Below are 12,515 nucleotides of genomic sequence, written 5' to 3'. Positions count from 1 at the left end.
GGGCCGATGCTCATGTCAACGCGCGAGCAAGGCATCAAGCCCGGCAATATCATGAACCGGCAACGAGCACACGCCGCCGGTGCAAACGAATGCAGCCGCCGTGCCGGACGCGGCGATCTGCGCCTGCGCCGGATGATCCGGTGGCAGGCCGTCCACTGTTTCGAGATCGAATATCATGCGCGTATCGAACGGCGCCGCCAGCGCTGCATGATAAAGCGGCGCGCGCTCAAGTCCGGCGGTGACGATTTCGCGGCCGTGCAGATAAAGATCGAGCGCGTTCAAAATACCAGTATGGCCGATCGGATTGGCGGTCACGGCGCCCGCGACGGCGGCAAAGAGCGCGTCTGCCCGCGTACGCCATTTCTCGTCGCCGGTTGCCGCGCCAAGGCGCACCAAAGCACCAAGATAAACCGAATGCGCATTTGGAATTGCGTCATCCGCCGTGGGCGTAAGCCGTAGAATGATATCGGTTGCGTCGTCGGCCGACATCGCGACGAGGCCGCTCTCAACGACGACGTGGTGACGCGCGATCGCCTCCGCCCAGGCGATGGCGTCGGCAAGATAATCGTAAGCCGCGAGATTCGCGCCCGACATGTGCCGCGCCTCGTGCAGGGCGAGCGCGGCGCGTGCCATGGCCGCATGGTCTAGTGCCAGGCCGGGCTTCACCACAACACCGCCACGTGTGCTGTGCGCGAGCCGCCGCGCGCCATCATTATCGCTGAATTGCAGATGATCGACGGCATAATGGTAGGCGCTGGCAGCAAGGCTGATCCAGCGCGGTTCGCCGAAGATCGTCGCGCAATTGACGAGCACCGCGATCATCAGCCCATTCCAATCGGCCATGATCTTGTCGTCGAGTCCGGGATGCACGCGCGTCTCGCGGGCGGCAAAAAGTTTTTGTCGCAGCGGCGCGAGGCGTGAATCCTCGTCGGCGCTTGGCGATTCTTTCAACTGCAATTGATTGAGAATGATGACGCGATGGCCGCCTTCGGACCAATTGCCGGCGCGCGTTGCTTCGTAAAAGGAGCCGAAGAATTCGGCATCCGCGCCGCCAAGAATTTCGACGAGTTCGTCCCACGTCCAGACGTAGAATTTGCCTTCCTCGCCTTCGCTGTCGGCATCGAGCGAGGCGCAGAAGCCGCCCCGCGTCATTTCGCGTTCTAGCCAGCCAATGGTTTCATCAATGCGCTGCCTGAAAAGGTCATCGCCGAAGGCGCGCCAGGCGAGCGCGAGCAGTTCGACAATCTGCGCATTGTCGTAGAGCATCTTCTCGAAATGCGGCACGAGCCAGCGGTCATCAGTCGAATAGCGCGCATAGCCGCCGCCTAAGTGATCGTAGATGCCGCCCGCCGACATTTTTGTCAGCGTCAGGTGGACGAGATCGCGGTAATTCTTCTCGCCAAGCCGACCGCCCGCACGCCACAAAAATTCGAAGATTGACGGATTGGGAAATTTCGGCGCACCGCGTAGGCCGCCATCAATTGGATCGACATATTGCGCGAGCTGCGGCGCCAGTGCATCGGCAGTGGCGAGGCTGAGCGGGACGACCTGCCCCGATGGCTCTGCGGCGCCAAGAGCTTTGCGGACGGCCTCCGCATTCGAGGTAATTTTACCTTGCTCGTCGCGGAAAGCTCTGGCGACACTGCGCAGGACCGTGACGAAGGCGGGTCGGCCATAGCGCGAGTCTTTCGGAAAATAGGTGCCGCCCCAAAACGGCTCGCCTTTTGGCGTCAGAAACATGGTCATCGGCCAGCCGCCTTGTTCGCCAAAGGCATGGAGCGCCTGCATGTAGATGTGGTCGATGTCCGGTCGTTCCTCGCGATCGACCTTGATGTTCACGAAAAGCTCGTTCATGACCGCGGCGGTTTCGGCGTCCTCGAAACTTTCGTGGGCCATCACATGGCACCAATGGCAGGCGGCATAGCCGACCGAGAGCAGGATCGGTCTATTGGCACTTTGCGCATCCGCGAGGGCATCCGGCCCCCAGAGCCGCCAATGGACAGGATTGTCCTTATGTTGGAGCAGATAGGGGCTGGCGGCGTTGGCGAGTTCATTGAACGACATAACGAGCCTTGAGATGAGCAGCGAAAGCGGGGCCGACACGATCTTTGCGCTCGCCTCCGGCCAGGGGCGGGCAGCGATTGCCGTTCTACGCCTTTCCGGGGCGGGCGTTGCCAGCATATTAGGGGCACTTGTCGAAAAGGCGACGCCACCCCGGCAGGCTGCCCTCGCGACATTTCGTGATCCCGCGTCGGGCGAAGCCATCGACCGGGGGCTCTGTCTCTTTTTTCCCGCGCCGGCGAGTTTCACCGGCGAGGATTGCGCCGAATTCCACCTTCACGGCGGACCTGCCGTTATCGCTGCGATGTTCGCCGCCCTGGCGCATTTCCCCGCAACGCGGCCCGCGCTGGCTGGCGAATTTTCGCGGCGCGCCTTCGAGAACGGCAAACTCGACCTGACCGAGATCGAGGGCATCGCCGATCTCATCGACGCCGAGACCGAGCAGCAGCGGCGCCAGGCGCTACGACAAACGCGCGGTGATCTGCGGCATAAGGCTGAGGGCTGGCGCGCCGCGCTTCTCGAGGCCTCGGCGTTATTGGAAGCCACAATCGACTTCGCCGATGAGGGCGACGTCTCGCCCTTGGCTCAGGAGCGGCTTGCCGCGTTGCTGGCAGCAGTGCGCGCCGATCTGGCCGCGGCTTTGGCAAAGGGGCGGGCTGGCGAAATCGTCCGTGACGGCGTGACCGTTGTGATCGCCGGACCGCCCAATGCCGGTAAATCCACGCTGCTCAATGCACTCGTGCGACGCGAGGCGGCGATCGTTTCGCCTATCCCCGGCACGACACGCGATGCGATCGAAGTCCGTCTCGACATCGCCGGCTATGCCTTCGTCCTGATCGACACAGCGGGTTTGCGGGAAACCTCCGATCCGCTGGAGAGCATTGGCATCGAACGGGCCCGAAAACGCGCCGAAATTGCAGATCTGGTGCTTTGGCTTGACGAAACGGGAATGACGCCAGCCGATTTGCCGCCGGGCGTCCCGATCTGGCCAATTCGGAGCAAGAGCGACCTCTCGGATGGCGTGAGGGCCGGTCCTTTGGCAATCAGTGCCGCCAGGGGCGCGAACCTCGACGTTTTGAGTGAAAGGCTGGCAGATTTCGCCCGCGGCGTTGCTGGGCAGGCGGAATTGGGCCTGATCACGCGCGAACGTCACCGCCGCGCCTTCCTGATAGCAGAGGCGGCGCTGGATCGGGCGTCCGACGCCATCGACGGGCCAGTCGAGCTGCTGGGCGAGGACCTGCGGCTGGCGATTCACGCCCTCGAAAGCTTAATTGGTAAGGTTGATGTCGAAGATGTGCTCGGCGAAATTTTCGCCCGCTTCTGTATCGGTAAATGATATGTTTCACGTGAAACATTGGACGGATTCGTGAGCGGCATGCATTTCGACGTGATCGTGGTGGGCGGCGGCCATGCCGGCTGCGAAGCTGCGGCCGCCGCGGCGCGTTTGGGCGCCCACACGGCGCTGGTGACGCATAGCTTTGCCGCGATCGGCACCATGTCCTGCAATCCGGCGATTGGGGGCCTCGGCAAGGGGCATCTCGTCCGCGAGATCGATGCGCTCGACGGGCTGATGGGCCGCGTCGCCGACGAAGCCGGCATTCAATTCCGCGTCTTGAATCGGGCCAAAGGGCCGGCGGTGCGCGGCCCGCGCGCTCAAATGGATCGCAAGCTTTACCGCGAGGCCATGCAGGCCGCCTTAAACGACATTCCCGGTCTAAGCGTGGTCGAAGGCGAGGCGGCGGAAATCCGCACCGAAGCGGGACGCGTGACAAGCCTGGCGCTCTCGGATGGGCGTGTACTTAAGACCGGCGCCCTCGTGCTGACGACGGGCACATTTCTGCGCGGCATGATCCATCTGGGCGCAGAGCGAATTCCTGCGGGACGCGTTGGCGAACCGCCGGCTCAGCAGCTTTCCGCGAGCCTTTTGGCGCATGGGTTTGCGCTCGGACGCCTGAAGACCGGGACGCCACCGCGTCTCGACGGCACGACCATCGATTGGGCGATGCTCGAACGCCAGCCTGGCGATAAGGAGCCGGAGCCGTTTTCTTTCCTTACGCCCGCCATCACGACCGAGCAGGTCGATTGCTTCATCACCCGCACGACCGAGGCAGGACATGACCTGATCCGCGCCAATATCGGCCATTCGCCGATCTATTCCGGTGCCATCGCCGGACGCGGCCCGCGCTATTGCCCCTCGATCGAAGACAAGGTGATGCGTTTCGGCAATCGCGAGGCGCACCAGATCTTCCTGGAGCCGGAGGGGCGCGACGATCCGACGATTTATCCGAATGGCATTTCGACAGCCCTGCCCGCGACGTTGCAGGACGCGTTTCTGCGCACGATCCCTGGCCTCGCTAATGTGCGGATGCTGCAGCCCGGCTACGCGATCGAATATGATTTCATCGACCCGCGCGAGCTGACGCCAAATCTGGAGACAAAGCGGGTCGCAGGGCTGTTCCTCGCCGGCCAGATCAACGGCACGACGGGCTATGAGGAGGCGGGCGCGCAAGGCCTCTTCGCCGGCTTGAACGCGGCCGCGCTGGCGGGCGGGAATGCCCCGATCACTTTCGACCGGTCAGAAGCCTATCTTGGCGTGATGATCGACGACCTCGTGACGCGTGGCGTCACGGAACCCTATCGCATGTTTACGTCACGCGCCGAATATCGGCTCAGCCTGCGGGCAGACAATGCCGACCAGCGGCTGACCGGCAAGGGCATCGCTCTCGGCGCGGTTAGGGCAGAGCGGGCACAGGTCTTCGAGGCCAAGCAGGCGCAACTCGACGCGGCGCGGACACAGCTTATGGCGCTAAGCCTTACGCCGAACGAAGCCGCACGGCACGGACTCAAGATCAATCAGGACGGCATCCGCCGAACCGCGTTCGACCTGCTAGGCTTTCCCGATGTCGAAATGGCGGTTCTCGGGCGCATCTGGCCGAAACTTGCGGCGATCCCGCCGAAAATCGCAGCGCAGATCGAGATCGACGCTAAATATGCAGTCTATCTGGAACGCCAAGCCGCCGATATTGCGAGCTTCCGTCGTGACGAGGCATTGCGCATCCCCGACGCGCTCGATTATCGGGCGATCGCTGGTCTGTCGGCCGAGCTTCGCGACAAGCTCATTGCCATCCGACCCCAGACTGTGGGCCAGGCCGGCCGAATTGAAGGCATCACCCCGGCGGCACTGACGCTGCTCGCGGCCCATTCCAAGCGCCGTCTTAGCGAGAGCCGCGCGATTGGCAAGTGATTTCGAAAGTGACCGCCACGCGGCGCTGGCGCTTTTTCCATTGCCGCCAGAGATCGTCCGCCGCCTCGACATCTACGCCGATCTGCTGCGCAAATGGCAGAAGACGATCAATCTCGTCGCCAATTCGACTTTGCCGCAGCTCTGGACCCGGCACATCGCAGATTCCTTGCAAGTCTCTGCCGCCGTGCCCGAGGCACGTATCTGGGCTGATCTCGGTTCGGGCGGGGGCTTCCCGGGGCTTGTGACCGCCATCCGATTGGCCGAGACGCCCGGCGCGCGGGTTCATCTGATCGAATCGGATCAGCGTAAATGCGCTTTTCTGCGCGATGTTTCACGTGAAACATCGGCGCCCTCGATCATTCATAACGCGCGTATCGAAACAATCATCGACAATCTGGGCGACCCGATCGACGCGGTCAGCGCCCGCGCTTTGGCGCCACTGCCGGTCCTGGTCGATTACGCGAAAAATCTGCTCGCTGAGGGCGCTGTCGGCGTTTTTCTCAAGGGACAAGACTACGAAGCTGAGGTCAAAGCCTTGTCCGCGGCGGGGCAATACCGCATCATGTCGGCATCAAGCGTAACAGCGCCGGTGAGTCGGTTGCTCCTCGTGTTCGACAAAGAGGCCGAAACACAGGCGCGGAGCGGATGAGTTTGCGGCGTCACGCGCGAAAAGTCTCCAAAAACAATCATTTAGAGATATCGCATGGGTGCGCAGGTAGTTGGATTACGGAGACGGCGTGTGGCTTATTCTCCCGATCTTCGCGTTCTGGTGCTCGCCAATCAAAAGGGCGGCGTCGGCAAGACGACGACGGCGATCAATCTTGGTACGGCGCTCGCCGCTATCGGCGAGCGGGTGCTGATCATCGACCTCGATCCGCAGGGCAATGCCTCGACGGGACTTGGTATTGACCGTAAGAGCCGCGGCGTCTCGACCTTCGATGTTATGCTCGGCGAAGAGCCGTTGAAGGCGGCTATCCAACCCACGGCCGTGCCGCGGCTCTGCATTGCGCCGTCTACGCTCGATCTTCTCGGCGTCGAGCTCGAAATTGCCTCGGACAAAGATCGCGCCTACCGGCTGAAAAATGCCCTGAAAGTCTTTGCCGACGGGCAATTGGGTCAGCCGGATGAGAGTCGTTTCTCATATGTTCTCATCGACTGTCCGCCGTCGCTCAATCTGCTGACCATCAACGCCTTGGCGGCGAGCGATAGCGTCGTGGTGCCCCTGCAATGCGAATTCTTCGCTCTCGAGGGACTTTCGCAATTGCTCTCAACGGTCGAGAGCGTCAAGCAGACGCTGAACGCCGATCTTACGATCCATGGGATCGTGCTGACGATGTACGACCCACGCAACAATCTCGCGACCCAGGTTGCCGCCGACGTGCGCGGCTTTATGGGCAGCAAGGTTTACGAGACGATCATCCCGCGCAACGTCCGGATTTCCGAGGCGCCGTCCTATGGCAAGCCGGTGCTTCTCTACGATCTGAAATGCGCCGGCAGCCAGGCCTATCTGCGACTGGCCTCCGAGGTGATCCAGCGCGAACGGCAATTGCGCGCGGCGTAATCGCATCGTCCCGAAAAGTTGCAGACTTTTCGGATGAAGACGATGCGCAAAGTACGAATCAAGAAGGCTCATATGAAGGCGGCGACTATGGCAGACGAACACCGGCCGCGACTGGGACGCGGGCTGGCGGCATTGATCGGCGATGCCGGTGAAGAAAATGCGGCGATCGCTCGCTCGCGTGGCCAAAAGAAAATTCCGCTCGCGTTTCTGCGGCCCAATCCGCGCAATCCGCGCAAGGATTTCAACGATCAGGATCTTGATGATCTTGTCGCGTCGATTCGCGAAAAGGGAATCATTCAGCCGATCCTCGCCCGTACTGTTACAGGCCATGCCGATGCGTATGAAATCATCGCCGGCGAGCGGCGCTGGCGCGCGGCGCAACGCGTCGGGCTGCATGATGTGCCGGTCATACTCGTCGAGGCCGACGACAAACAGGCGCTCGAACTTGCGATCATCGAAAACGTTCAGCGCGCCGATCTCAACGCGCTGGAAGAAGCGCTCGGCTATCAGCAGCTCGAGGCCGAATATAATTATACGCAGAACGATCTTGCGAAAGTCATCGGGAAGAGCCGCAGCCATGTCGCTAATACATTGCGACTGTTGAAACTACCGGAAAAGACAAAACGCTTGCTCGCTGAAGGCCAGCTTTCGGCAGGACATGCGCGTGCCTTGTTGACGCGTGCCGATGCAGACGAGATCGCGTCGCGCATTGTGGCGCAAGGACTTTCAGTACGTGATGTGGAAAAGCTTACGCAGGAATCTTCGCCGCGCGCCAAAACGAAAAGCGATTCTATCGAGAAGGACGCTGACACACGCGCTTTAGAAAAAGAGTTGAGCAGTGCGCTTGGTTTGCTCGTCGCCATCAATCATCACGGCGAAGCGGGCGAAGTACGTATTCGCTACAAGAGCCTCGAACAGCTCGACGATCTCATTCGGAAATTGAAGCGATAGATGTTTTAGGTGGCGGCTGCTGTCAGCGCATTCCATGCCGCAAGAGAGTCCATATAGTCTCTCCAGTACGCGATCTTCCGGTGTTCAATCTTGATGATTGAGCAGAACCGGTTGTTGTACTTCACGCCTGTCGCGAGAATGGTCCCATGGACTTCATACTCGATGACGACGACATGCCCCTCGCCCGCCTTGTGGACGATCAATTTGTCCGCGGCCTGGAGCTTAATGTTTTGGCCATAGCCAGTGAACGCAGCCATCAGATCGGCACGCCCCCGGATAATGCGAGGCCAGCCGGGAAAGTTGTAGAGAACCTCGAAGATGACATCATCCGACGTGGTATCGAAAAAGTGCTCTCCATCGACCAAGTCGCCGAGTGCCGTCCGGACCAGATCGAAGTAAGGCTTGACGTTGTCATAGCCGGCGTATGTGGAACTTGGCATTCGGGACTTTCCGACATTTCGCGACGTTGCTTGTGAAAATAGAATTGCATGAGTGAGGCCGGCTGAAGAAATTAGCCTGCCTTCTTCCTCGCACTGAGCGCGATCGACCATAGCGTACGCAACGCAATCTGATCGGCGAGACGCGGATCGCGTCGGGCTTTGCCGATCGCTTGGTTGAGCGCGATGATCGTGCGCGACAATCGCTCCGACGGCCAGGCGCGAACATGCCGCTCGAACGCGGGACTGCGGCGAAATCCAAACCCGCCACCACCGCCCGGTCCGCGCCCGGATTCGGCATCCAGCCGTGCGCGATGCAGCGCCGTCGCGTGGCGAAGCGCGGCGCCGAGCAAAGCATTGTAATCGCCACCTTCGGAAAAGACGCGTTCTGCGGTTTTTTCCACCGCGCGAAGATCACCTTCAAAAGCGCCGTCGATGGCGGTGTCGAGCGCGAGACTTGAGGCCTCGGCAACGATCGCCGCGATATGGCCGATTGTAATTGTTCCCGCGCCCCGCGCGTAGAGCGCGAGCTTGGCGATCTCGGCGCGCGTCGTCAGCCGATCTTCGCCGAGCAGCGAGATGAGCAGTGTCCGCGCATCAGAATCGATACTGAGATTATCGGCGCGCAATTCACTGTCGATGAGCTGCGCGACATCCTTTGCAGAATCCGGATAGCATTCGAGTGCCGCGGCGCGCGGATTCGACTCGCAAAGTTTGCGCAGAGGCGCATCGCGCTTCAGCGCGCCCGCTTCGATAACGATTGTGCAATCGAGCGGCGGTTTGGCGAGAATTGGTTCGAGAGCCGCGACGAAACTTTTGCCCTGCGCGTCGATCGCGATGGCGCGGCGGCCGCCGAACATCGGGATCGTGTTGGCTTCATCCGCAAGGCGCAGCGGGTCGGCGGCCAATTCATCGCCGGAAATCCGCAGAAATTCGAATGGGTCTTTCAAATCGTCGACACCGGCGGCGATGATCTTTTGCGCGCGCTCGGCAATCAGGCCGGCGTCGGTGCCGAAGACGAGATACAGGAAGATATTCGGCGCGGGCTTGACGATGAAACGGTCGGCGTCAGCGTTCTTGACCGCGACCATCAGGGATGCGTGGCGAGTTCGGCAGCGACCTGCGTCGTGATTTCGTCCGCCAGGCGCCGCGCATCACGGATTTCCGCGTCACGCGCGGCGCGCACATTCGCAAAGCGGTTGATGTTGCGATCGTAGCTCGCCGCGACATAGGCCTTGCCGACATAGACCTTTTTATTGGCGGTCGGGATGAGGCGGAAATTTGCCGTCGTCACAATTGTCGCTGACGTCGCCAGGCCTTCCACCGTGTCGATCAGCGGCGTTTCTGTCCCTTCCGTGAGCGTCACGACGAGATGGTACTGTGGATCGGTCGGTGCGCCGGTGCCGTTGAGATCGAGCTGCAGATCGTCGCCGAGATAATGACCAAGACGGCCGCCAATTTCGTCGACCGCGACCGATTGCATTTTCTCGGCCTGCGCGCCGTTCGCGAGAAAGCTTCCTGAGCCGTAGAGCGGGCGCACCTCTTCGATACAGCCGCCGAGGCCGAGCAGGGGCAGAAGCACGCCGATGCGCCGCAGGACGGGCCGGTTAAGCGACGACATTGACAATCCTTTGCGGGACGATGATGACCTTCTTCACCGCCTTGCCTTCCAGCGCCTTTTGCACACCTTCGAGCGCCACGGCCGCCTTTTCGATCGTTGCGGCATCGGCGTCGCGGGTAATGACGAGATCCGCGCGCTTCTTGCCATTCACCTGCACCGGCAAACTCATCATATTTTCGACGATCAGGCTGCGGTCCGCAATGGGCCATGGCGCCTCGGCAACCAAAGTCGCGTGACCGAGCCGGACCCAGCTTTCCTCCGCCAGATGCGGCATCATCGGCGCAAATAGTTGCACAAAAATGTCCGCCGCCTCGCGGAAGGCGAAGCGCAGATCGTCGCCGATCTCCGGGCTTTCAATCACGCCGATTGCGGCGGAGAGTTTATTGGCGAGGTCATAGAGCTGGGCGACGGCGCGATTGAAGCGCAGCCGCTGGATATCTTCCTCAACCTTGACCAGTGCCGCGTGCGCCATTTTGCGCACTTCCGCGGCAGCCGGGGAAAATTCCGACGGCGCCGGCGTGCCGAGCGAGGCGGCGAGGCCGGCCAGTTCGTCGACCAGCCGCCAGGCGCGCTGAACGAATTTCGCCGCGCCTTGTACGCCGGCGTCGGTCCAGATCACGTCGCCCTCGGGCGGCGAATCGGACAGGACGACCCAGCGGGCCGTGTCGGCCCCGTAAGTCTCGATGATCTCGTCGGGGTCGATCGTGTTGCGCTTCGACTTTGACATCTTTTCGATCGGGCCGATCTCGACCGGCGCGCCATCGTCGAGCCGCGCCGCGCGGCGCCCGTCCGGCGTCAGATCGATCCGTATTTCGGATGGAGAAACCCAACCACCGTTCGCGTCGCGATAGGTCTCGTGCACCACCATGCCCTGGGTGAAGAGGCCGGCGAAGGGCTCTTTCAGCGCATCGGCGTGGCCGGTCTCCTGCATGGCGCGGGTGAAGAAGCGCGCGTAGAGCAGATGCAGAATCGCGTGTTCGATGCCGCCGATATATTGATCGACCGGTAGCCATTTCTTGACCGCCACAGCATCGGTTGGCTCGGCCTTGTCCCAGGGGTCGGTGAAGCGTAGAAAATACCAGGACGAGTCGACGAACGTATCCATTGTGTCCGTCTCACGCCGCGCCGGGCCGCCGCATTGCGGGCAGGCGACGTGCTTCCAGGTCGGGTGGCGTTCAAGCGGGTTGCCCGGCTGGTCGAAGCTGACGTCCGATGGCAATACGACCGGCAGATCGGCGGCCGGCACGGGCACGCCGCCGCATTTTTCGCAATGAATGACGGGGATCGGGCAGCCCCAATAGCGCTGGCGCGAAATGCCCCAATCGCGCAGGCGATAATTGATCTGGCGCTTGCCGACGGGTGCATGGCCGAGCGTCGCCGCTTCAAGGCGCTTTGAAACGTCTTCTTTTGCCGCGTCGATGCTCAGCCCACCGAGGAAGCGCGAATTGATCAACGTGCCGTCGCCATCATAAGCCTTGTCGGTGATCGTGAACGTCGCCGGATCGATGTCGGGCGGACAAACCACCGGAATATTGCCGAGCCCATAGGCATTGGCGAAATCGAGGTCGCGCTGGTCGTGCGCCGGGCAGCCGAAGATCGCGCCGGTGCCGTAATCCATCAGCACAAAATTGGCGACATAGACTGGCAGCAGCCAATCGGCATCAAAAGGGTGGCGCACCTTGAGGCCGGTGTCGTAGCCCCTTTTTTCGGCCGTTTCGATAGCAGCTTCCGACGTGCCTTTGCGCTGACATTCAGCGATGAAATCCTGCAAGGCCGGATCGTGCGCCGCGGCCGCTGCGGCCAACGGGTGGTCCGGCGCCAGCGCAATGAATTTCGCGCCAAAGAGCGTGTCCGGCCGCGTCGTATAGACATCAACTTCGCGCGCCGCGACCTTGTCCGACGGTGCGAGCGCAAAACGCAGATGCAGCCCCTCGGATTTGCCGATCCAGTTCTTCTGCATCAGCCGGACTTTCTCCGGCCAGCGCGGCAGATCGTCGAGCGCGGCGAGAAGGTCGTCTGCCGCAGCGGAAATCTTCAGGAACCATTGCGTCAATTCGCGCTGCTCGACCAGCGCGCCGGAACGCCAGCCGCGGCCGTCGATCACCTGCTCGTTGGCGAGCACGGTATGATCGACCGGATCCCAATTGACCTTCGACTTCTTGCGATCGACCAGGCCGGCGGCGAGAAAATCGAGGAACAGCTTCTGCTGATGCTTGTAATAGGCCGGGTCGCAGGTCGCGATCTCGCGCGACCAGTCGAGCGACAGCCCCATGGATTTGAGTTGCGCCCGCATGGAGGCGATATTGGCGTAGGTCCAGGCGGCGGGGTCGGTCTTGTTCTGTGCGGCGGCGTTTTCCGCCGGCAGGCCAAAGGCGTCCCAGCCCATCGGATGCAGCACGCTATAGCCGCGCGCCCGCATGAACCGCGCGATGACATCGCCCATCGTGTAATTGCGGACATGCCCCATATGAATCCGCCCTGACGGGTACGGGAACATTTCGAGGACGTAGTATTTTGGCCGCGGATCGTCGTTCGGCGTGCGGAAGGTCTCCGCCGCGTCCCAGGTCTGTTGCCATTTTTGCTCGGCTTCGCGAGCGTTGTAGCGCGCAATGTCCATGCTATCAGGGTCTAGGGCATCGG

At 61.6% G+C, this 12,515-nt stretch carries 10 protein-coding genes; 5 read left to right on the top strand and 5 right to left on the bottom strand.

Features of this window, described 5'->3' with window-relative positions:
* Positions 1-15: 15 nt before the first annotated feature.
* On the bottom strand, positions 16-2,064 hold the full coding sequence (locus WDN02_RS05430; RefSeq protein WP_337292520.1) for a thioredoxin domain-containing protein: 2,049 nt from the start codon (positions 2,062-2,064) through the stop codon (positions 16-18).
* Positions 2,065-2,077: 13 nt separating this feature from the next.
* On the opposite strand from WDN02_RS05430, the gene mnmE reads away from it, so the two are divergent.
* From mnmE to WDN02_RS05405, 5 genes are all read left to right on the top strand, one after another.
* Entirely contained in the window at positions 2,078-3,397 is a 1,320-nt protein-coding gene (mnmE, locus tag WDN02_RS05425) for a tRNA uridine-5-carboxymethylaminomethyl(34) synthesis GTPase MnmE (RefSeq protein WP_337292519.1), read from the top strand.
* A gap of 39 nt (positions 3,398-3,436) precedes the next feature.
* Positions 3,437-5,305, top strand: a complete 1,869-nt coding sequence (mnmG, locus tag WDN02_RS05420; RefSeq protein WP_337294870.1) for a tRNA uridine-5-carboxymethylaminomethyl(34) synthesis enzyme MnmG — start codon at positions 3,437-3,439, stop codon at positions 5,303-5,305.
* Positions 5,295-5,954, top strand: a complete 660-nt coding sequence (rsmG, locus tag WDN02_RS05415; protein ID WP_337292518.1) for a 16S rRNA (guanine(527)-N(7))-methyltransferase RsmG — start codon at positions 5,295-5,297, stop codon at positions 5,952-5,954. Before mnmG ends, rsmG begins: the two co-directional genes overlap by 11 nt.
* Before the next feature lie 90 nt (positions 5,955-6,044).
* The gene (locus tag WDN02_RS05410) at positions 6,045-6,866 is read left to right on the top strand and encodes a ParA family protein (RefSeq protein ID WP_337292517.1); all 822 of its coding nucleotides are present in this window, start codon (positions 6,045-6,047) and stop codon (positions 6,864-6,866) included.
* Positions 6,867-6,908: 42 nt separating this feature from the next.
* Positions 6,909-7,817 carry a ParB/RepB/Spo0J family partition protein gene (locus tag WDN02_RS05405; RefSeq protein ID WP_337292516.1) on the top strand — a complete coding sequence of 303 codons (909 nt, stop codon included), beginning with the start codon at positions 6,909-6,911 and terminating at the stop codon, positions 7,815-7,817.
* Positions 7,818-7,822: 5 nt separating this feature from the next.
* On the opposite strand, the gene WDN02_RS05400 is transcribed toward WDN02_RS05405, so the two are convergent.
* The 4 genes from WDN02_RS05400 to leuS form a co-directional block, all read right to left on the bottom strand.
* Positions 7,823-8,257 (bottom strand): nuclear transport factor 2 family protein, encoded by a 435-nt coding sequence (locus WDN02_RS05400; RefSeq protein ID WP_337292515.1) that lies wholly within the window; start codon positions 8,255-8,257, stop codon positions 7,823-7,825.
* Positions 8,258-8,328: 71 nt separating this feature from the next.
* The gene (gene holA / locus WDN02_RS05395) at positions 8,329-9,345 is read right to left on the bottom strand and encodes a DNA polymerase III subunit delta (RefSeq protein WP_337292514.1); all 1,017 of its coding nucleotides are present in this window, start codon (positions 9,343-9,345) and stop codon (positions 8,329-8,331) included.
* The gene (lptE, locus tag WDN02_RS05390; protein WP_337292513.1) at positions 9,345-9,875 is read right to left on the bottom strand and encodes an LPS assembly lipoprotein LptE; all 531 of its coding nucleotides are present in this window, start codon (positions 9,873-9,875) and stop codon (positions 9,345-9,347) included. The genes holA and lptE overlap by 1 nt, the downstream gene beginning before the upstream one ends.
* Positions 9,862-12,492, bottom strand: a complete 2,631-nt coding sequence (leuS, locus tag WDN02_RS05385) for a leucine--tRNA ligase (protein ID WP_337292512.1) — start codon at positions 12,490-12,492, stop codon at positions 9,862-9,864. The genes lptE and leuS overlap by 14 nt, the downstream gene beginning before the upstream one ends.
* Positions 12,493-12,515 lie beyond the last annotated feature (23 nt).

Source organism: Methylovirgula sp. (assembly GCF_037200945.1).
Taxonomy (GTDB): Bacteria; Pseudomonadota; Alphaproteobacteria; order Rhizobiales; family Beijerinckiaceae; genus Methylovirgula.
The sequence above is the reverse complement of the archived record's forward strand: the minus strand, read 5'-3'. Positions and strand labels throughout refer to the sequence as shown.

Excerpts from the sequence above, each read along its gene's own strand:
- mnmE (WP_337292519.1), top strand. The coding sequence starts at position 2,078 with ATGAGCAGCGAAAGCGGGGCCGACACGATCTTTGCGCTCGCCTCCGGC.
- mnmG (WP_337294870.1), top strand. The coding sequence starts at position 3,437 with ATGCATTTCGACGTGATCGTGGTGGGCGGCGGCCATGCCGGCTGCGAA.
- WDN02_RS05405 (WP_337292516.1), top strand. The coding sequence starts at position 6,909 with ATGCGCAAAGTACGAATCAAGAAGGCTCATATGAAGGCGGCGACTATG.
- WDN02_RS05400 (WP_337292515.1), bottom strand. The coding sequence starts at position 8,257 with ATGCCAAGTTCCACATACGCCGGCTATGACAACGTCAAGCCTTACTTC.
- leuS (WP_337292512.1), bottom strand. The coding sequence starts at position 12,492 with ATGGACATTGCGCGCTACAACGCTCGCGAAGCCGAGCAAAAATGGCAA.
- WDN02_RS05430 (WP_337292520.1), bottom strand. The coding sequence starts at position 2,064 with ATGTCGTTCAATGAACTCGCCAACGCCGCCAGCCCCTATCTGCTCCAA.
- holA (WP_337292514.1), bottom strand. The coding sequence starts at position 9,345 with ATGGTCGCGGTCAAGAACGCTGACGCCGACCGTTTCATCGTCAAGCCC.
- lptE (WP_337292513.1), bottom strand. The coding sequence starts at position 9,875 with ATGTCGTCGCTTAACCGGCCCGTCCTGCGGCGCATCGGCGTGCTTCTG.